Annotated in this window: 16 protein-coding genes, 2 pseudogenes and 1 riboswitch; of the genes and pseudogenes, 5 read left to right on the forward strand and 13 right to left on the reverse strand. The window is 50.0% G+C overall.

The annotated features are described in order from the left end of the window. Positions 1-4 precede the first annotated feature (4 nt). Together EVJ34_RS06500 and EVJ34_RS06505 are read right to left on the reverse strand one after the other, a co-directional pair. Positions 5-2131, reverse strand: a complete 2127-nt coding sequence (locus tag EVJ34_RS06500; RefSeq protein WP_201739927.1) for an N-acetylmuramoyl-L-alanine amidase — start codon at positions 2129-2131, stop codon at positions 5-7. Between the two features lie 127 nt (positions 2132-2258). Continuing rightward, complete coding sequence (locus EVJ34_RS06505; protein ID WP_131485014.1) at positions 2259-3047, reverse strand: MazG nucleotide pyrophosphohydrolase domain-containing protein; 789 nt, start codon at positions 3045-3047, stop codon at positions 2259-2261. Between the two features lie 85 nt (positions 3048-3132). Between EVJ34_RS06505 and ytvI the strand changes: the two genes are divergently transcribed. Further along, entirely contained in the window at positions 3133-4260 is a 1128-nt protein-coding gene (ytvI, locus tag EVJ34_RS06510; protein WP_131437022.1) for a sporulation integral membrane protein YtvI, read from the forward strand. A 4-nt stretch (positions 4261-4264) separates the two neighbouring features. Here the strand turns inward: ytvI and EVJ34_RS06515 are convergent, their stop codons facing one another. Genes EVJ34_RS06515 through EVJ34_RS06520 form a run of 3 tightly spaced genes read right to left on the reverse strand, consistent with a single transcriptional unit; the run spans position 4265 to position 6502 of the window. Next, on the reverse strand, positions 4265-4924 hold the full coding sequence (locus EVJ34_RS06515; protein ID WP_131437020.1) for a DUF429 domain-containing protein: 660 nt from the start codon (positions 4922-4924) through the stop codon (positions 4265-4267). Next, positions 4905-5063, reverse strand: a complete 159-nt coding sequence (locus EVJ34_RS15690; protein ID WP_161568883.1) for a hypothetical protein — start codon at positions 5061-5063, stop codon at positions 4905-4907. Before EVJ34_RS15690 ends, EVJ34_RS06515 begins: the two co-directional genes overlap by 20 nt. After that, positions 5060-6502 carry a leucyl aminopeptidase gene (locus EVJ34_RS06520; protein ID WP_131485015.1) on the reverse strand — a complete coding sequence of 481 codons (1443 nt, stop codon included), beginning with the start codon at positions 6500-6502 and terminating at the stop codon, positions 5060-5062. The genes EVJ34_RS15690 and EVJ34_RS06520 overlap by 4 nt, the downstream gene beginning before the upstream one ends. 329 nt (positions 6503-6831) lie before the next feature. Here EVJ34_RS06520 and ptsP point away from each other — a divergent pair, with 329 nt between their 5' ends. Next, the gene (ptsP, locus tag EVJ34_RS06525; RefSeq protein ID WP_131485016.1) at positions 6832-8550 is read left to right on the forward strand and encodes a phosphoenolpyruvate--protein phosphotransferase; all 1719 of its coding nucleotides are present in this window, start codon (positions 6832-6834) and stop codon (positions 8548-8550) included. 135 nt (positions 8551-8685) lie between these two features. Here the strand turns inward: ptsP and ptsG (EVJ34_RS06530) are convergent. The 5 genes and pseudogenes from ptsG (EVJ34_RS06530) to EVJ34_RS06550 form a co-directional block, all read right to left on the reverse strand. Beyond that, positions 8686-10623, reverse strand: a pseudogene (ptsG, locus tag EVJ34_RS06530) (glucose-specific PTS transporter subunit IIBC); the annotation flags it as partial. Between the two features lie 140 nt (positions 10624-10763). Continuing rightward, positions 10764-12263: pseudogene (ptsG, locus tag EVJ34_RS06535) on the reverse strand (glucose-specific PTS transporter subunit IIBC); the annotation flags it as partial. A 217-nt stretch (positions 12264-12480) separates the two neighbouring features. Then, on the reverse strand, positions 12481-13326 hold the full coding sequence (gene glcT / locus EVJ34_RS06540; RefSeq protein ID WP_131437010.1) for a glucose PTS transporter transcription antiterminator GlcT: 846 nt from the start codon (positions 13324-13326) through the stop codon (positions 12481-12483). Between the two features lie 106 nt (positions 13327-13432). Then, entirely contained in the window at positions 13433-13750 is a 318-nt protein-coding gene (locus tag EVJ34_RS06545; protein WP_021065526.1) for a YuiB family protein, read from the reverse strand. Between the two features lie 125 nt (positions 13751-13875). Continuing rightward, complete coding sequence (locus tag EVJ34_RS06550) at positions 13876-15087, reverse strand: NAD(P)/FAD-dependent oxidoreductase (protein WP_131485018.1); 1212 nt, start codon at positions 15085-15087, stop codon at positions 13876-13878. 266 nt (positions 15088-15353) lie between these two features. Between EVJ34_RS06550 and EVJ34_RS06555 the strand changes: the two genes are divergently transcribed. Further along, a complete protein-coding gene (locus EVJ34_RS06555; RefSeq protein ID WP_131485019.1) occupies positions 15354-16331 on the forward strand; it encodes an NAD(P)/FAD-dependent oxidoreductase in 978 nt (325 codons plus the stop codon). A 33-nt stretch (positions 16332-16364) separates the two neighbouring features. On the opposite strand, the gene EVJ34_RS06560 is transcribed toward EVJ34_RS06555, so the two are convergent. After that, on the reverse strand, positions 16365-17219 hold the full coding sequence (locus tag EVJ34_RS06560; protein ID WP_131485020.1) for a Rossmann-fold NAD(P)-binding domain-containing protein: 855 nt from the start codon (positions 17217-17219) through the stop codon (positions 16365-16367). A gap of 128 nt (positions 17220-17347) precedes the next feature. On the opposite strand from EVJ34_RS06560, the gene EVJ34_RS06565 reads away from it, so the two are divergent. Beyond that, positions 17348-17590, forward strand: coding sequence for a hypothetical protein (locus EVJ34_RS06565; protein ID WP_131437004.1), 243 nt, complete (start codon positions 17348-17350; stop codon positions 17588-17590). A 40-nt stretch (positions 17591-17630) separates the two neighbouring features. Here EVJ34_RS06565 and EVJ34_RS06570 read toward each other — a convergent pair whose 3' ends face one another. Further along, complete coding sequence (locus tag EVJ34_RS06570; RefSeq protein ID WP_131437003.1) at positions 17631-17987, reverse strand: HesB/IscA family protein; 357 nt, start codon at positions 17985-17987, stop codon at positions 17631-17633. A 97-nt stretch (positions 17988-18084) separates the two neighbouring features. Next, a riboswitch (FMN riboswitch) is annotated at positions 18085-18226 on the forward strand. Between the two features lie 159 nt (positions 18227-18385). Here EVJ34_RS06570 and EVJ34_RS06575 point away from each other — a divergent pair. Then, the gene (locus EVJ34_RS06575; protein ID WP_029595118.1) at positions 18386-18973 is read left to right on the forward strand and encodes an ECF transporter S component; all 588 of its coding nucleotides are present in this window, start codon (positions 18386-18388) and stop codon (positions 18971-18973) included. Between the two features lie 23 nt (positions 18974-18996). Here the strand turns inward: EVJ34_RS06575 and EVJ34_RS06580 are convergent, their stop codons facing one another. Next, positions 18997-19545 (reverse strand): 2'-5' RNA ligase family protein, encoded by a 549-nt coding sequence (locus EVJ34_RS06580; protein WP_131485021.1) that lies wholly within the window; start codon positions 19543-19545, stop codon positions 18997-18999. Between the last annotated feature and the right edge of the window lie 54 nt (positions 19546-19599).

The following is a 19599-nucleotide window of genomic DNA, read 5'->3' on the forward strand; positions in this document are numbered from 1 at the left end:
AGCATTAATGATAAGCACGTACGTATGTTGCGATTCCTTCGGCAACGCCTTCCGCCATCCGTTGACGTGAAGCATTGCTCCGTAAATGCGTAAGGTCTTGAGGCGAGGAAATAAAACCGAGTTCGACGAGAGCCGATGGCATCGTATTATAACGAATGACATAATAGTTTGCCGTCTTGACACCACGGTTCGTCATCCCTGACATCTTACCCATCAAATTGGACTGAATGTTCGTCGCAAGAACACGGCTCTTCGCGCTATGAGCAGATGATGACGAGTAGAACGTCTCAACACCCTTGGCGTACGGCGTCGTCGCAGCGTTCGTATGCAAACTGACGAACAAGTTGCCGCGAAGTGTTTTCGCAGTTTGAACGCGTTGGTCAAGCGTCAAGTAGACGTCCGTCGAGCGCGTCAACCGGACTTGGTAATCATACTTCGAACGGAGGTACGCCTCGACTCGTTTCGTCACGTCGAGGACGATTGTCTTCTCATAGAGCGATCCATTCACCGCTCCCGGGTCACCGCCTCCATGGCCCGCATCGAGGACGATGATGGCGTTGCTCGTCGCGCTAGGCTTGACCGTCATCGCGTAAGCCGTCGAGATATAGCCATCGCGTCCATTGTACTTGATTTTATAGAAGCCGTTCGTAGAACCGTAATGGTCGACTTGGGTGCCATGGGCGAGTCTGCCGAGAACTGTAGAGCTCGCAGAGGCGCTCGCCCGGACGTTCAACACGTCACCTGGCGTGTTCGTATACACTTTTCCTTTTGGCGTGGCCGCAGGGGCGGCCGGAGCCTTCCCGGCCGATAGCCATGAAGTCGGGGTATAGAACGTGTCCGACCCGATATAGACGACTGACCAACTCGAGTTATATTTGCTATACGTCACAGCCGTATACTTCGGTAACACACGGGCGACCGGTGATGATTGAATCGTCTTTTTATAGAGGTTTGCATTCCGGTTCGCATATCCTTGAACTTTTTGAATGACTGGCGGCTTCGTCGCCGGTGGCGGCGTTACTGCCGGAGCGCCTGGACTGATAAAGGCCGTTGGGGCATAATATGTCTTGCTCCCGATATAAACAATCGACCAGCTCGAGTTATATTTGCTCGAGACGACCGCCGATTTCGCAGGTAATACTTTGAGGGCAGTCGATTGTTGACTGCGATAACCATATAATTTTAATTCGCGGTTCGCATGACCGTCCTCTTTCACCACGGTCGGTTTGAACGCACCGGCCGTGATAAAGGCCGTTGGTGCATAATATGTCTTGCTCCCGATATAAACGACCGACCAGCTCGAGTTATATTTACTCGAGACGACCGCCGATTTCGCGGGTAATACTTTGAGGGCAGTCGATTGTTGACTGCGATAACCATATAATTTTAATTCGCGGTTCGCATGACCGTCCTCTTTCACCACGGTCGGTTTAATCGCACCGGCCGTGATAAAGGCCGTTGGGGCATAATATGTCTTGCTCCCGATATAAACGACCGACCAGCTCGAGTTATATTTGCTCGAGACGACCGCCGATTTCGCAGGTAATACTTTAAGGGCAGTCGATCGTTGATTGCGATATCCGTACAACTTTAATTCTCGATTGGCATAACCGTTCTCTTTCACTACACTCGGTGCTGACGTTGTGACTTTCGGGGCAATATACGTTTTAGCGGCGTAGTATGTCTTACCATCCACGTATACTTTCGCCCAAGACGAGTTATGGACGGCGTATTGAACCGTCGTACCTTTTTTTAGCGTCCGATAAATCTTCGCCTTGCTATAGGCCGACATTCGTATATTCAAATTGACCGTTGTCACACCTGTCGACGTCGTCGCTTGCTTCGTCACCGAAGAGGAACTAGCAGAAGTCGGTTTGATATACTGGGCCGCGGCATAGTAAGTTCGATTATCTAAATATATTTTACTCCACGTTTTGTTATAAATTTCATATTTTACTTTAGTTCCTTTTTTTAACGTTTTTATTAATTTTCCGCTCGTACTCGGTGCGGATCTCACGTTCAGGTTTTCCGTCGTTTCGCCCTCTCTCGTAGCTGCTTCTGCAACGTTTATTTGAATAGATGACACCAATATGATCATGATGAGGACAAGTTTAAAAAGCTTCATATTCATCCAAAATATTCCTTTCTTTACACGGACATCGCGACTGACAACACCTTCATAGTAGCATATTGTTTTTATTAAAAAAGTAAATATTTTAAAAAACGATGAATACTTTTTACAAAAAAGGGGAATGATTTTAACCTTTTTTTCGCACAACCCAAAACGTATCGACACCATGCTGCTCAATCTCGACAGCAAAATGGGCCGGAAGTTGCAAGTCCGTCTCGGCTGAGCGTCCAATGTGGAAAGGCGGCTTAGGTTGTCGAATGACAAACCCATCGAGCCCCTCGACTTCGGCGATTTTTAAAAAACGAGTCAAGTGCCCTTCCCGTTCTCTATATCGGCTCACTGCTTCGAAAGGTTTAGCCTCGATTCCACCCCAGTACCGCCCGTCCATGTACATAAGGTACGTGCGAACCGATTCTTCCGTAATCGGGTCCGGGGTATGGTCAAAGCGTCCAAAGTCTCGGGACGATTTGTCTTCAATCAGCGAGAAGATTTCCGCGAACAGGTCAAATCCGTTCATGTCGGCAAGCTCTATTGTTGCGCGTTGGACGGCTTCGATATGTCGTTGCAACGATCCTGGTGTCGCGGACGCCTTCAATTTTTTGTCCCCTTCGTAGGCGTTTAAAATCCGCCCGACCTCCCCCGCTTCGCGCACGAGTCGGTAATAAGTCCGGTCCTCTCGTGACTCCCCACGATCTGTCGTTTGATCCGTGAGGGTGATGGCATATTGGTTTGCCAGACATGTCGATATGACGAAGACGTCCATCAGTTCTTCTCGCAGGGCCACTCGATCGTTCGCATAGAGCGCCCCTCCGACTTCGCCCACTTCTTCCAACAGCCGGGCCAACCCCGACAGTGGCCGCCAATAACCGCCTAAATGAATGATCATCCGATCGATTCGCCGTTGTAATTCCTTCATGTTCCATCACCTATCCATCCTCTATATTTACCAGTCACGTGGTATACTATGCTCAATCCAATCGTTAGGAAAGGGGCTATGTGTTGTGTCGCCAGCCAGACTGTGGCAGTTACTTCGTTTCCTGCTCGTCATTATCGGGCTCGTCTTCGTTATTTGGGGACTGAGCGTCCTCTTTACGTATACGTATCCTTTCGTGTTCGCTTTCTTGTTATCCTTGTTGACGGTCCCGCTCGTCAATTGGTTCGAGCGTCAGACCAAATTACCCCGGGCTCTCGGGACGTTAGCATCCTTATTGATCGTCATGAGTGTCGTCAGCGGTGTGATTGCTATCGTCGTGACTCAACTCATTCGTTACTTGACGATTGCCGCCGAGAAACTTCCAGCCCAAATCGAGACGTTCACCGAATACATACAGCGCATGTTCAACGAGAAAATCGCTCCGTTCGTCAACGATGCGTATGACAGTGTCCAGCGGCTCAATCCGGGTCAGACGAACTCGCTCGAAGGTGGAATTACCGAGATTGGCGTCCAACTTGGGGCTGCGATCGGCGTTTTGTCGCGAGGAATCGCCGGGTTGTTGCAAGACATTCTCAGTGCCTTACCGCTCGTCTTACTCTTATTCATCGTCATCGTACTCGCCTGGTTCTTCATCACGAAAGATTGGAACGTCTACATGCGTTCCATTGCGCGTTTGAACGAACGAAAAGGTTTCAAGGAATTCGAACTCGTCATGACCAATTTGCGCTCGGCGCTGTTCGGCTACGTCCGGGCCCAGTTGACGCTCATCTCCATCACGTTCGGGATCGTTCTGATCGGGATGCTGATTCTACGGGTCGACAACCCGTTCTCATTCGCTCTGCTAGCGGCCATCTTCGACTTGTTGCCGTACCTCGGCGTCGGAACGTTGCTATTGCCATGGGCCGCTTATGCTGCCGTGAACGGTGACTGGTTTCTCGCCATCGGGCTCATCATCTTATATGTCGTCGTCATCGTCCAACGTAACTTGGCCGAGCCGAAAATCGTTGGGTCCCATATCGGGCTCGATCCGCTCGCCGCCCTCATCTCAATTTTTGTAGGGTTACAACTGTTCGGGGTGCTCGGCTTCATCTTAGGACCAGTCTTGGCCGTGTTGCTCAAGGCACTCTATAACGCCCAAGTGTTTCATTATATGTGGAGATTTGTCCTCGGGCCGACGACACCAAAAGAGCGATGACGCGTCATCGCTCTTTTGTCTTCGGTACCGCCACGAACGGCACACCTTCAGTTTGGTCCGGATGCGTCTCCATCCCTGTCGTTCCTGCCTCATAAGCAGCAACGGCCAACATACACGCGTCGATAATATCATCGACTTGTACGTTCGACATCTTCCACTTCCAAGGCGAGCTTTTCGAATAGCGACGCAACAACTCGATCCGTTCGAGCTCTCCTGCTTCGGTCTTCTTGCTGAAACGCGCCTCGTTCCCCGTCATGACAGCGAAGCACACTTCCGGATGCGACTCATAGACGTCCGCCTCCGTGACCGTTTGAAACTCACGAATCCGTGGCACGAGATTCCACGCTTGTTTACTGATCCCTTTTCCGACCAGTTCACGACTCTTCGCGTTCGCCTCGGCATAAGACGCTTCCATGAGCACGTCTTGAATCGGCGGTGTGAAAACGGACGACTTCCGCTCTTTTAGTCTTGACCGCATCCACGCGTCACATGTCCGATCCGGCTTGTCGATCGACCCTAAGTCTTTCGGCATATCGACAAAATGCACAGCACCTTCAATAAATAAATCTTCCAACTTCTCTGAGATGGTCAAACAGAGCGAGATGCTATCGTACGTGATTCGTACCCAGCCCCCGCGCGCGCCATCAATTCCTACTCCGACCACGGCGTCCCTCCTGCATCAAAAACAATACTCCGAGTACCGCGCAAAAGACGGTCACCCCTAACAACCAATGGCTTGGCCAAGCCGTGTATCCGAGACCGGAGACGACGGCCAAACCCATCAATACAAATCCAATTTTCAACGTTTCCATCCTTCAAGCATCGAGGCGAGTGTGCGCACCATGACGCCAGTCGGTCCTTTTGGTCCGAGGTCATTCGCCGCCGAGCGTTCGCTCGTGCCTGCAATGTCAAGATGGAGCCAAGGCGTGTCCCCGACGAACTCACCGACGAACGCACCGCCGAAAATCATATGGCCGTAACGGCCCGGTGAGTTGTTTAAGTCGGCGACTTCCGACTTACGTACTTGGTTGATGAAGACATCGAAGTATGGCATCTGCCAGACGAGTTCGTTCGTGTCACGGCTCGCAGCTTCTAAGGCGCCGTAGAGCGACGCATCGTTCGTCAGGCAACCCGTCACCTCCGTACCGAGTGCGACGAGTACACCACCCGTGAGCGTGGCCACATCGATGATCGCTTGTGGTTCATACGTCTTGGCAAAGGTGACGGCGTCAGCGAGGACGAGACGACCTTCTGCGTCGGTATTGAGCACTTCAATCGTCTTCCCGTTCATCGCCGTGATGACATCGTCCGGCTTGAACGCGTCCCCCGAGATCATGTTGTCCGTCGATGGGATGACCCCGAGGACGTTCACCTTCGGTTTCGTCGTCGCAAGCGTCTCGAATAGACCGAGCACCGTCGCGGCGCCGCCCATATCCCCTTTCATACCGACAATGCCGTCTTTCGGTTTGATTGAGTAACCACCCGTATCAAACGTGATCCCTTTTCCGACGACGGCGACAGGTGCCGCATCGCCTGCCCCACGATATTCGAGTACGATCAACTTCGGCGGAATCGTCGACCCTTGGTTGACGGCGAGGAGTGCGCCCATGCCGAGCCCTTCCATCTCTTCTTTCTCAATGATGCGATAGTCGAAACCATGGCGTTCGGCCAATTCGACGGCATAGTCCGCAAGTGTTTCCGAAGTCAAAATATTGGCCGGCATCATCGTGAGCGTCCGTGCGACATTGACACCGCGTCCGTAAGCGGCACCGGCTAGCGCCTCGTCCTTTGCATCAGCCCCGAGCAACGTAATCGTCACGTCGGGTTTCGCCGGTTTCGGCTCAGATTTGTATGTAGGATGCTCATACGTCGCCATCTCATATGCTTCAGCAAACAGTTTCGCCGTGTTCGGTCCGAACGTGTCGAGTGCGACCGCGACGTCCGTGAAAGCGCGAGCCTTGATTTGCTTAGCGACTTTGCCGAACCAATTCCGCACGTTTTCAACTGTGTTCTCATTCCGTTGCCCGAGACCAACAAATAGGATCCGTTTGACCGTTCCTTCAAACGTCGGGACGATGGAGACTTCACCTGTCTTCGTCGAAATATCCGCCGATTGAATCAGTGCTTTGACACGTCCATTGAATAATGAATCGAGACCTTCCTCAATCGTGTCGGCAGCGCCGATTCCAACGACGATCGTGTCGTATGAACCGTTCCAATCTAAGTCTTTCACTTGATACATGTTTGCCACTTCCCTTCTTTATATATGGTTAGCATAACGAACTTCAGCGAAATAATGAAACAGTATGCGTAAGAGTCATGAATTCTTCGAATTCAGGCGTTAACTCCTCGTTGTGACGATGATTTATTTTATGATAGGATAAGAAAGTACGCAATCAGGCATCCCTCCCTGTTGAGGCGAGGCCATTTTGTTCGGTCGAGGCTTCCCCTAGTAGTAGACCGTTGCTACTTTAATCTTCCATGTTTTCGTTAGTTCCTTTTTCATTTCGGGTAAGAACTAACGAGATAACGTTGGAAACCACTATTTCTTTGAAGAGAGGGACTACGCTTATGTCACACATTAAAGGTATTGGCGCATCTGCAGGAATCGCAGTTGCGAAAGCATTCGTCATGGAGACACCTTCATTTGACATCCCGACAAACAAAATCGAGGACGTAGCAGCTGAGAAGGCCCGTTTCCAAGCGGCAATCGCTCAGTCGAAAACAGAACTCGAAGAAATCCGTCAAATCACGCTTCGTGAACTCGGTGAAGACAAGGCAGAGATTTTCTCGGCCCACTTGCTCATCGTCGAGGATCCTGAGATTGTCTCACAAGTGAACGACAAAATTGAAAGCGAACACATGAACGCTGCGAAGGCGCTTGATGAAGTCGCTCAAACAATGGTCATGATCTTTGAATCGATGGATAACGAGTACATGCGTGAACGCGCTGCCGACGTTCGTGACGTCACGAAACGCGTCATGGCGCATATCCTCGGTGTCACGTTCATGACGCCAGCTTCGATTTCTGAAGAAGTCATCATCATCGCTGAAGATTTGACACCGTCTGACACGGCACAACTCAACCGTAAATACGTCAAAGGTTTCGCGACGAACATCGGTGGACGTACGTCTCACTCGGCGATCATGTCTCGCTCACTCGAAATCCCGGCTGTCGTCGGAACAAAAGTAGCGCTCGAAGAAATCAAGAACGGCGACCTCGTCGTCATCGACGGTACAGAAGGTGACGTCTTCGTCAACCCATCTGATGAACTCGTCAATGAATACATCGAAAAACGCGCTGCATTCGAAGCATATAAAGAAGAGTTGAAACAACTCGTCAACGAAGAGTCGGTCACAGCCGATGGCCACAAAGTCAAACTTGCGGCAAACATCGGAACACCGAACGACCTCGAAGGCGTGTTGAAAAACGGCGCTGACGCCATCGGACTTTACCGGACCGAGTTCCTCTACATGGACTCAGAAACGTTCCCGACGGAAGAAGAGCAATATACAGCCTATAAAGCAGTCATCGAAGGTATGGACGGCAAACAAGTCGTCATCCGTACGCTCGATATCGGTGGAGATAAAGAATTGTCTTACCTCGACCTTCCGAAAGAAATGAACCCGTTCCTCGGCTATCGCGCAATTCGCCTTTGCCTAGAAGAGACGGACTTGTTCCGCACACAGCTTCGCGCTCTTCTCCGTGCCTCAGCGCACGGTGACCTTGCCATCATGTTCCCAATGATCGCGACACTTGAAGAGTTCCGCGCGGCAAAAGCGCTCCTTCTCGAAGAAGAAGCGAAGTTGAAAGAAGAAGGAATCGCTGTCGGTAACTACGAGACAGGGATGATGGTCGAGATTCCATCGACTGCCGTCATGGCAAAACAATTCGCAAAAGAAGTCGACTTCTTCTCAGTCGGCACGAACGACTTGATTCAATACACGATGGCAGCGGACCGTATGAACGAAAAAGTCTCGTACTTGTACCAACCGTTCAACCCGGCCATCTTGAACCTTCTCCACAACGTCATCACAGAAGCACACAAAGCAGGCAAATGGGTCGGCATGTGTGGCGAGATGGCTGGAGAAGAGCTCGCAATCCCGATCCTCCTCGGACTTGGTCTTGACGAGTTCTCGATGTCAGCTTCAAGCGTCCTTCGCGCACGCAGCCTCGTGAAGCGTTTGACGAAGTCAGAAACAGAAGCGATCGTCAACGACGTCCTCAACATGGATACAGCTGAAGAAGTTGTAAACTTCCTCAGTGAAAAATTCGATATTAAGAAGTAACAAAAAAGAAGTTCTCGCAGTTGCGAGAGCTTCTTTTTTCGTTTATTCGGCGCCTTTATCATCCGTTCTAAAATCGAGCGCTTCACCAGCGACGACCGTCTCTCCAAATGGGACAACGACGATCTTGCCGTCTCCGTTCGTCCAGATGATCGGTGTGATGAGCGATGGGACTTTGTCACGAATCAAGTTGAGGTCGACATCGAGTAAGACGTCACCCGCCTCAACGCGGTCGCCTTCCTTCACTTTAGCAACGAAGCCTTCCCCTTTCAGGTTGACCGTGTCGAGACCGACGTGGATCAGGATTTCACGCCCGTCGTCCGCGAGTAGACCGATTGCGTGTTTCGTCGGGAAGAACGTTGTGATTTGTCCTGTGACCGGCGATACGACTTGTCCCGCACTCGGTTCGATGGCGAATCCTTCACCCATCATCCGGCCCGAGAACACTTGATCCGGGACGTCATCGAGTGACAAGATGACACCTGACATCGGGGCAAGGAAACGATGATCGGCGTGTTCGGCCGATTCCGGCGTGATGACGGCTTTTTCTTTCGGTTTATATTCGCCACCTTCAATGATGGAAGCGATTTGAGATTTGAGCGTATCGGATTTCGGCCCGAAGATGGCTTGAATGTTATCTCCGACTTCAAGTACTCCGGCCGCCCCGAGATCTTTGAGCAAGTCTTTATCGACTTGCTTCACATCGTTCACGGTGACGCGAAGACGCGTGATACAAGCATCGAGGTGTTTGATGTTATCCGGTCCGCCGAGACCGACGAGAACTTCATACGGCAGATCGTCCCCGACGACAGCCCGTGCGCCTTTACCTTCGGCGACGACATCACGTCCCGGAACTTTCAAGTCGAACTTCGTAATGGCGAAGCGGAACCCGAAGTAATAGACGACCGCGAAGACGAGACCGACTGGGATGACGAGCCACCAGGCTGTCCGGTTCGGTAACACCCCGAACAACAGATAGTCGATGAGTCCACCAGAGAACGTCATCCCGATTTTAACGTTGAGCAAGTGCATGGTCATAAAGGATAATCCAGCGAACACGGCATGAATACCAAAGAGAAGAGGTGCGACGAAGACGAATGAGAACTCAACTGGTTCAGTGATCCCAGTCAAGAATGAAGTGAGAGCTGCGGAGAAGTATAGTCCTTCGACGTCTTTGCGACGTTCTTTCGGGACCGTGTGGAACATGGCGAGACAGGCGGCAGGCAATCCGAACATCATGAACGGGAATTTCCCGGTCATATATGTCCCAGCCGTAAACTCGACGCCATCACGCAATTGGGCGAAGAAAATCCGTTGGTCCCCTTGGACGAGATCTCCCGCCTGGTTCGTATATTCCCCGAACTGGAACCAAAACGGAGAGTACCAGATGTGGTGCAGACCAAACGGAATCAAGGAACGTTCGACCAAACCGAAGACGAATGCAGAGACGGCGACGTTCGCTTCAATGATCGTGCTCGAGAACGTGTTGATGGCCGTTCCGATCGGCGGCCAAATGTAGGCGAGCGCAATCCCGATCACCAAGCTGAATGCGGCGGTCGCGATTGGCACGAACCGTTTCCCAGCAAAGAACCCTAAGAAATCCGGCAACTTGATGTTGAAGTACTTGTTGTACGCGAAAGCGGCAATGAGACCTGCGATAATACCCCCGAATACTCCCATTTGGAGCGTCGGGATTCCGAGTACCGATGCATAGGCTGGGTCTCCCTGGGCGATTTCCGCGGTAATACCGTTCCACGTGCTGATGACTTTGTTCATAATCAAATAACCAACGATAGCTGCTAACCCGGCAACACCATCCCCGTTGGCTAGCCCGATGGCGACACCGACGGCGAACAACAGACCTAGATTGGCGAACACGATATCCCCGGCATCTGTCATAACTTGCCAAATGAGGACAAGTGAATCGTTTGCCAAGAAAGGAAAAATCGAAACGAGATCAGGGTTTTGGAACGCGGTACCAAACGCGAGTAATAGACCGGCTGCCGGTAAAATCGCAACCGGAAGCATGAGTGCCTTCCCAATTCGTTGCAACACACCAAACACTTTCTTCCACATCATGGTTCCCTCCTTCTGTCAGAATACTTACTTTTCCCCATCTGATACCACACTGAAACCGTTTCCCCCATACAAAAAAAGCCAACCCGTAATGGATTGGCTTATAGCTTCATTCAGTTAGCTTTCTTTTCGTTACCTGAAGCGATGACCGCTTGCATTTCTGATTTCAATGCATCCGAACGCGGTCCGAAGATGGCTTGAATGTTGTTACCAACTTCAAGGACACCAGCTGCCCCGAGACGTTTCAACTCTTCTTTGTTAACTTGGTTCTTATCTTTTACTTCGACGCGGAGACGTGTGATACATGCGTCAAGGTGTTTGATGTTTTGTGAACCACCGAAACCAACGAGGATATCTTGTGCAAGTTCCGAACCTGTAGCAGTTGATTGCTCAACGACTTCATCTTCACGGCCCGGTGTTTTCAAGTTGAACTTACGGATAACGAAGCGGAATCCGAAGTAGTAAACGACTGCGAACACGAGACCGACTGGAATGACGAGCCACCAGTCTGTACGGTTAGGAAGTACACCGAAGAGAAGGTAGTCGATCAATCCGCCCGAGAACGTCATCCCGATTTTGACGTTCAAGATGTGCATGACCATGAATGAAAGGCCAGCGAAGACTGCGTGAACTGCGAACAAGAGTGGAGCAACGAACAAGAATGAGAACTCGATCGGCTCAGTAATACCAGTCAAGAACGATGTAAGTGCTGCCGAAGCCAAGAGACCACCGACGACTGCTTTACGTTCAGGACGTGCTTCGTGGTACATTGCGAGTGCTGCTGCTGGAAGACCGAACATCATGAACGGGTACTTACCAGTCATGAACGTACCGGCTGTCAACTCAGCGCCATCACGAATTTGTGCGAAGAAGATGGCTTGGTCACCACGAACGATGTTACCCGCTGCATCCGTGTACGAGCCGAACTCGAACCAGAATGGTGAGTAGAAGATGTGGTGAAGACCGAATGGAATCAATGAACGTTCGATCAAACCGAAGATGAATGCCGCGAACGTGCGGTTTTCAGTCAACATGAAGTTTGAGAACGTGTTCAAGCCGTGCTGAACTGGTGGCCAGATGAGAAGCATGACGAAACCAGCAACGACAGCTGCAACTGCCGTGACGATTGGAACGAAACGCTTACCAGCAAAGAAGCCGAGGAATTGCGGCAACTCGATGTTGAAGTACTTATTATAGGCCCAGGCGGCAATCAGACCCATAATGATACCCCCGAATACCCCAGTTTGGAGTGTTGGAATCCCGAGTACTGATGCGTAAGCCGGGTCACCTTGTGCGATGACTTCAGGTGTGAGTTCGAGCCAAACACCCATTACTTTGTTCATGATGAGGAATCCGACGATAGCTGCAAGTCCGGCAACGCCGTCCCCTGCTAAACCGATCGCGACACCGACTGCGAATAAGAGTGCTAAGTTCGAGAAGATAATGCCACCCGCTTGCTCCATGAGCTGAGCGAATTTCACAACGCCTTCGTTCGTTAACCAACCAGCGCGTGATGTAAGGGCCGGGTTTTGCATTGCGTTACCGAATGCAAGAAGAAGACCGGCTGCCGGCAAGATCGCAACAGGAAGCATAAGTGCTTTACCGACTTTTTGAAGAACACCAAAGATCTGCTTAAACATGATAAATCCTCCTTTTTGTGATTGTTTCGTGCGGAAAGACGACTGTAGATGTCAGACAACCGACGTATCTAAACGTTTTCATAATAAACGTTTATAAAAACAGAAACAGGCATGAATAAGGTATAGAACGTAGACCTCTCCTAATGGAGACATCGTTGCGTTCCACTCCTTACTCATGCCTGATCGAATCAGTAACACGTAAGATACGTGGTATCAGTTATCTACTTGTTAGGCGCTGGAGATGCATCGTCAAATATGTCGCTTCACCTCGCGGGACCGGACGCTTTAATTCGCGTTCCATGATGCCCATCAGCTCCCAAGCAGTACTATAGCATAGCGGATATTCTTCGCGCAATACCTTTTCAATTTTTTGTGGGGCCTCCACCATCTCACCCGTCGCAACCCGCTCAACGGCGTACCTTAAGTGCCGAAGTAAGCGCTTATAATCGAGTGAACTTCGGTCCATTTTGACGTTCAAACGACTCTCAATTGCTTGTACGATTTGGCCAATGATTTGGTTGTGCCGATTGACCTCGAGTACGTTTTTGAACGTCGTCGCCGAATGGATATGGAGCGCGATGAAACCAATCTCCGCGTCCGGCAACAGGACGTCGAGTCGCTCGTGAATCATATCGACAATCCGTTCAGCCAAAGCGTACTCGTTCGGATAGAGCGATTCAGTTTCAAGTAAGAACGGATTCGTCACTTCCATCCCTTGTTCGATCCGCTTCATTGTGAAAAACAAGTGATCGGTCAAACCAATGTGGATATGTTGATCGACTTTTTTGCCCGTGTTGTTCTCGATAAAGCCGACAATCTCTTGCATGAAGGCAATGAAGTCCTCATCGACATGTTTGACGAGTTCACGATATTGCGATTGTTCTTCCTTATCCGTCAGTTGATACACTTTCTCCGGGACACTGGCTGGGTCGACGAGATCGCCCGCTTTCTTGCCGAAGCCAATCCCCTTCCCGAGTAGAATGACTTCCGGTTCCGGATCATGTTGGCAAATGACAACGCTATTATTCAACACTTTCTTGATCGTATACATCGGTAATGTCATTCTCATCGCATCCCTTACTAATTAAATCGTTATCTTATCTAGTATATCGGTTCGCCCTCTAAAAAAGTAGGCGGAAAACAAAAAAAGACGAACATTTCTGTCGTCTTTAAAACATTGAGTAACCGCTCTTTCGCAAATAGCGAATCGTGACGCCGGCCAATATCGCACCGAGCAACCCGAAACCGAGCATGAACACATCCAAAAACTGAAGTCCGAGCACCCGTTCGTAGACGTTGGCGAGCGCGGTCGATGTTTCTGTGATGTAACTCGAGAGCTTGACGTTATCAATCATCATAATGACGAAAATCGGATAGATGAACACGAGTGTCCATGTTTTTTTAAGTAGCATGTTCAAAATGAAGCCGATGCTGAAGAAGATGACCAAATAAAGAATCGCCCCAATGACAGCCTGGATGATATGCATGCGATTGCCCCCCTTTTCCCGTTGTCTATTATACCGAATCGTCCTCTCTTAGGTCAAAGGTGAACCATAAGGCGTCATCAAAAAAAGTAGCCCGTTCGGATGAGCGGGCTACTTGGTCATATTGCTTAGAATTTACCTTTTTTGAGGACGAGACCGTACTTCTTCAATTCGATGAAGTGTTTGTTGTCGATCACTTTCTTCATGAATGAAGCGTTGCGACCGAAGACCTTTTTGCCCATGACGATGCCGATACCGTCGTTGTGGCCAAGTGATGCGACTGTCCCTTTGCTCTCATACGCGAATTTCGAAGTCGATTTCCCGTTGATGAGCGCCGCGATGTTTTTCGCCACATTGTGCGCTTGTTGTGTCGCGATTTGGGCAGTCGGCGGGTACGGACGGTTTGAGACCGGGTCCATGACAGCCGAGCAGTCACCGATGATGAAGACGTTGTCGTGACCAGGGGCACGGTTGTCCGCCTCGACCATGACACGGTTACGGACCGCTTCGAAGCCAGACTTCTCGATGATTGGGCTACCGCTCACGCCACCTGTCCAAAGGATTGTGTTCGCTGCGATCGTTTCCGTCGTGTCGCCTTGAAGCGGACCGAACGTGACGACACCTGGTTCCACGCCTTTGATGCCGTTACCGAGTTTCATCTCGACGCCGTTACGCTCGAGCCACTTCTGTGCGTACGTCGTGAGTTCTGGATCGAAACCAGGAAGAACGGTCGGAGCCGCTTCGATGTTCACGATACGAACCGCTTCGCGTGGTACGTCATACTGTTTGCAAAGTTCAGGCACACGGTTGACGAGTTCGCCGAGGAATTCAATTCCTGTGAAACCTGCGCCACCGACGACGATTGTCACGTACGAGCGGTCAGCTGAACCGTTCGTTTTATATTGAGCGAACGAGTATTCGATATGTTCTTTAATTTTACGGACGCTGTTCAATGAACTGATTGTCATCGCGTTCTCTTTAAGGCCAGGGATACCGAATGTTTCTGGTACGCCACCGAGTGCGAATACGACATAATCATATTCAACTGCTGAACCGTCTACGAGCAAGACTTGTTTTGCCGTAGTATCGACGCGATCGACGATCCCTTTGACAAATTTCACACGTGATGGGTTCACGACGTCGTTGATATAGATACGAGCTTGCTCCGGTTTCATCGTTCCGGCCGCTGGTTCATGGAGCCACGTCGTCTGGTAATGGTAATCATGCTTGTTGATGAGCGTGATGTTCGCGTCGCCAGCTGAGAGCGTCTTCTGGAGGTTCACCGCTGTGATGAGTCCGCCGAAACCTGCGCCAAGAATAACAATGTTAGGTCGTTTCATGTTCATTTCCACCTTGTTTTGATAGTTTTGTTTTCTCGAACACGTATGTTGTGTGTTTTTTCACATGCGTGTTCACAATAAAGCCTAAACCTTGTTCAACCAATGTTCACAATTGCTTCTCGTCCATTGTACGCTCTTTATTTTGTTTTCTCAATGGAAAAGCATATCTTCTTGAATTTTTTTTGAAAGTATAGGATGTTTGTACAGAATGGATTTAATTCATAATTGTCACTATAATGGATGTATACGTTTTGAGGAGGAATTCGATGAAATCGACGAAAGATGTGATCATCATCGGTGGCGGCCCGGTCGGACTGTTCACCGCATTTTATGCAGGTATGCGCCAACTCGATACGGCGTTGATTGAGAGTTTGCCACAACTTGGCGGACAATTGTCGACACTGTATCCAGAAAAATATATTTACGACATCGCCGGCTTCCCGAAAGTGAAAGCCCAAGATTTGATTGACCAATTGAAAGCCCAAGCCGATCAGTTCGAACAAGACTATCGCCTCGGGGAAACAGTTGAAACGGTCGAGCGTCTCGAAGACGGCACGTTCCAGATTACAACGAATAAAGATGAGTACCATACGAAAGCGATCATCATCACGGCTGGGAACGGGGCATTCGCCGCACGACCACTCGGTCTCGATGGTTGTGAAGACTATGCGAATCTTCATTACTTCGTCGATAACATGGAGAAATTCCGTGATCGTCGCGTCATGATCGCCGGCGGCGGTGACTCGGCTGTTGACTGGGCACTCATGCTCGAAGGAGTTGCGAAGGAAGTCCATATCGTTCACCGCCGTGACCGCTTCCGTGCACACGAGCATACGGTCGAACAGATGAAGGCATCGACAATCAACGTCTGGACGCCATATAACATCGAATCCCTTTCAGGTGAGACACACATCGAGTCGGTCGAGTTGACGGACAAGGATGGCGAATCGAAATTCGTCGAAATCGATGACCTCATCTGTAACTACGGTTTCGTTTCGTCGCTTGGCCCAATCAAGAACTGGGGCATGGAGTTCGAGAAGAACACGATCCGTGTCGACTCGCGCATGGAGACGACGGTCGCCGGCATCTTCGCCTGCGGTGACATCGCCACGTACGAAGGAAAAGTAAAATTGATTGCGACAGGCTTCGGTGAAGCACCAATCGCCATCAACCAAGTGAAGCAGCTCGTCGACCCGACAGCACGCCATCCGCAACATTCAACTTCGGTATTTGCCGGTAAATAAAAGATGTGGCCCTCATCACGATGAGGGCCATTTTCATTTGCGGATTGTCTGCACGATGACCCGGTCGAGCCAATCATCGAGTTGGGTAAAGACGAAGCCGGCCTTTTTCGCCTCGGCAATCGACATATAATAGTCGACGTCCGTATCGTACGGTGATGACTCGCCGTCCTTGATGATTTGGACCGGTTTATTCAAATGATGGCCGATCCGTTCCATGAGCGCACCGAGTGAGATGACTCCTTCACTCGCCGCATTGAACGGTCCGGTCACGTTCGCCCGACCGACCCATTCCAAAAAGGCCGCTGCTTCAAAACTTGAGATAAAACCCATCTTCGCTTCCGGATGATGGAGGACGACCGGCTCTTCCCGACGGACGGCGTCGATATAAAACTTGAGACGATCTGTATAGTCGTCCGGACCGACTACAATCGGCAAGCGAACCGTTGCGACCGGGAACGACGCTCGATGGAAGAAGTAGGACTCGGCCTCTCGCTTCCCTTGTCCATAGTCATGTTCGGATTCGAGATGATAGTCGTAGTGGAGCGGATTAAAATCACTTTCTTTCAAATCGGCACCTGGTGCATAGACGGACATCGTCGACGTGAGTACATATTTACCGACTTGATCCATGAAAGCGTCCGAGGCGATTTTCGCTTGATACGGGTTAAAGCAAATATTGTCATAGACGAGGTCATAATGGTCGCGCGACAAGTCTTTCATCGTCGCCACCGACTGCCGGTCCCCTTTGATTGAACGGATCCCTTCCGCCTCGGGCACTTGCAGTTGTCCGCGCGTCACAATCGTCACCTCGTCGCCAGCCTCCGCCAACCGAAGTGCCAACCGCTTTCCAAAGTAGCGTGAGCCACCGAAAATCAATACTTTTCTCATCGTCCCTACCCCTCCCACATAAAAATGACATCTCTTTTCATTTTCCCTTGCGTCCTCTCGACTAATCTTCCACATCCTTGAATATTTTTGTTATTCTTATATATATAGAAAAGAAAGAGGCGAAGCCCATGCATCAACTTATGTTAGAAAAAGGATGGACGTGTGAGTTACCGAAGCAATACGCCATCTATCAAAGTTTATCGGACTTCAGCCGTTACTCGGTCCTTGACCAAGAGGAAGAGAGCGTCTGTTCGTTCCAAATCACGACCGACACATGCAAAATCACGGCGTTCCGCCCTTGGCAACATCACATCGAATTGGATGCGACGTCAAAAGTGATTCGCTTGATTTTGATGGAAGAAACTGATTGAATCAAAAAAAGGCCAATCGTCCATACGATTGGCCTTTCGTTTAGCAATCTCCCGGTGTCCCGGCGTTCGACGCCGTCCGGAAACTCGAACCGCAACCGCACGTGGCGATGGCGTTCGGGTTCTTAATCGTGAAGCCCCCTCCGAGCATCGACTGCTTATAGTCAATCTCGAGACCGTCGACGACCCCATGATCGGCTTCGGCGACGATAACCCGGACACCGTAGTGGTCAAACTGAACGTCCTTGTCTGTTTTATCTTCATCAAACCCCATCCCGTACGATAGACCGGTACATCCCCCACCTTGGACCTTGATGCGCAAGTACTGATTGTCGGGGTGTTCGGTTTGTTTCATCATATCGATGACTTGTAATGCAGCTGACTCTGTCAAATGAATCATCTGAACTCCTCCTTCATTATCTTAACTTCAAGTCAACTGACTTGAGATTTTGTGAAATATCTTGTATAACTAAACTGTAACAAAAAAAATTAAATCGTTCCATCTTCGGGGCAGGGTGAAATTCCCGACCGGCGGTATTGAAGACATGATCTTCTCAGCCCGTGAGCGAGCAAGGCGTTGCTTGCTGATTTCGTGAGATTCGAAAGCCGACAGTAAAGTCTGGATGGGAGAAGATGGCGGCATCCGACCGATATCCGGATGTTTTCTTTGGTATGGTTTAAACACCGATGAGAACATCTATTTCGTATGCGCGTAAACTCTCCCGATTGTTTCATACAATCGGGTTTTTCTATGCGACGGGTGCCATTCATCAAGGAGCGACAAAAGGAGAGATTTTGATGAAAACAACGCGCAACAAACGATTGACAACACTGGTGACGCTATCGATGCTCGGGGCCATTTCTTTTGTCCTCATGCTCTTTAACTTCCCACTGCCATTCCTACCACCATTCCTAAAAGTGGACTTTAGTGACATTCCCGCGCTCGTCGCCGGGATCGTGTTCTCCCCACTCGCAGGCGTTGTGGTCGTCGCTCTAAAAAACGTCCTCTACTATGTCTTTAACGGTGGCGGCGTTCCGGTCGGTGAAGTCGCAAACTTCTTTGCAGGCGTCGCCTTCATGTATCCGGTCGCATGGTTCTACCATAAACGTAAAACGAATAAAGCGCTCGCTTCAGGCCTCGTGGCCGGTACGATCACGATGGCGCTCAGCTTGGCGATTTTGAACTATTTGCTCATCTTACCAGCCTATGCGTTCTTCTTCGGCATGACCGAGATGGCGCAACCGGCAGTCAAAACGGACCTCGTCCTCTACGGTATCTTGCCGTTCAACTTCATTAAGGCTTTGTTGATCAGCGCCTTGTTCGTCCCACTCTTCCTCAAACTGAAGCCGTGGATCGAACGTCAGCGCATGCAACTTCAAGCGTAAACGAAAAGCACCTGGACACCAGTCTAGGTGCTTTTTTCGGATAAAGATACCGAATGAACAACACGCACGTCACTCGGCGTTACAAGTTCGATTAACGCCACCTCTACAACTTTTCCAGACAACGGTTTTACAGTGTCCGTACAATATTCAAAAGCATCTTTCATCTCTTTTTTAGACAACCTGTTTGCCAGCGTGCAATGCGGAATCCATGACTCCGGCAAATATAGGGACTCAACGTTATCGTTAAACGACCCAAATACACGGTGATGCTCTGAATGGAGGCCCCTCAATCCGGATGAAATTGTAGGTGAAAGAAACAACGCCCCCGATTGAATAAACGTGCCTAACGTGCTAAACGTTAGATGGACAACCTCTTTCGATTGATAGTGGGTGTCCAGAAGTCCGATATACGCCTCGACATCTAAACGGTTATAACTCGCTAACGTGATGTGCGGTTGTCGATCCGAAACTTCAAATGCATAAGAAGTAATTCCTTCTCGTTTTAAGCCTTCCCATACCTCTCTAATTCGTTTCTCTGTTTGTTCATCAAAAAGCGCGATCATTCCATACATTTTAGTCCTCCCACAAAAAAAGAGTGACCACCGAAGTGATCACTCTGAGTATAA

The sequence above is a fragment of the Exiguobacterium sp. SL-9 genome (assembly GCF_004336985.1).
GTDB lineage: Bacteria > Bacillota > Bacilli > Exiguobacteriales > Exiguobacteriaceae > Exiguobacterium.

Bases quoted from the DNA above. Each gene is read 5' to 3' on its own strand.
- EVJ34_RS06500 (WP_201739927.1), bottom strand. From the start codon at position 2,131: ATGAATATGAAGCTTTTTAAACTTGTCCTCATCATGATCATATTGGTG.
- EVJ34_RS06505 (WP_131485014.1), bottom strand. From the start codon at position 3,047: ATGAAGGAATTACAACGGCGAATCGATCGGATGATCATTCATTTAGGC.
- EVJ34_RS06520 (WP_131485015.1), bottom strand. From the start codon at position 6,502: ATGTATCAAGTGAAAGACTTAGATTGGAACGGTTCATACGACACGATC.
- ptsP (WP_131485016.1), top strand. From the start codon at position 6,832: ATGTCACACATTAAAGGTATTGGCGCATCTGCAGGAATCGCAGTTGCG.
- glcT (WP_131437010.1), bottom strand. From the start codon at position 13,326: ATGACATTACCGATGTATACGATCAAGAAAGTGTTGAATAATAGCGTT.
- EVJ34_RS06545 (WP_021065526.1), bottom strand. From the start codon at position 13,750: ATGCATATCATCCAGGCTGTCATTGGGGCGATTCTTTATTTGGTCATC.
- EVJ34_RS06550 (WP_131485018.1), bottom strand. From the start codon at position 15,087: ATGAAACGACCTAACATTGTTATTCTTGGCGCAGGTTTCGGCGGACTC.
- EVJ34_RS06555 (WP_131485019.1), top strand. From the start codon at position 15,354: ATGAAATCGACGAAAGATGTGATCATCATCGGTGGCGGCCCGGTCGGA.
- EVJ34_RS06560 (WP_131485020.1), bottom strand. From the start codon at position 17,219: ATGAGAAAAGTATTGATTTTCGGTGGCTCACGCTACTTTGGAAAGCGG.
- EVJ34_RS06565 (WP_131437004.1), top strand. From the start codon at position 17,348: ATGCATCAACTTATGTTAGAAAAAGGATGGACGTGTGAGTTACCGAAG.
- EVJ34_RS06570 (WP_131437003.1), bottom strand. From the start codon at position 17,987: ATGATTCATTTGACAGAGTCAGCTGCATTACAAGTCATCGATATGATG.
- EVJ34_RS06575 (WP_029595118.1), top strand. From the start codon at position 18,386: ATGAAAACAACGCGCAACAAACGATTGACAACACTGGTGACGCTATCG.
- EVJ34_RS06580 (WP_131485021.1), bottom strand. From the start codon at position 19,545: ATGTATGGAATGATCGCGCTTTTTGATGAACAAACAGAGAAACGAATT.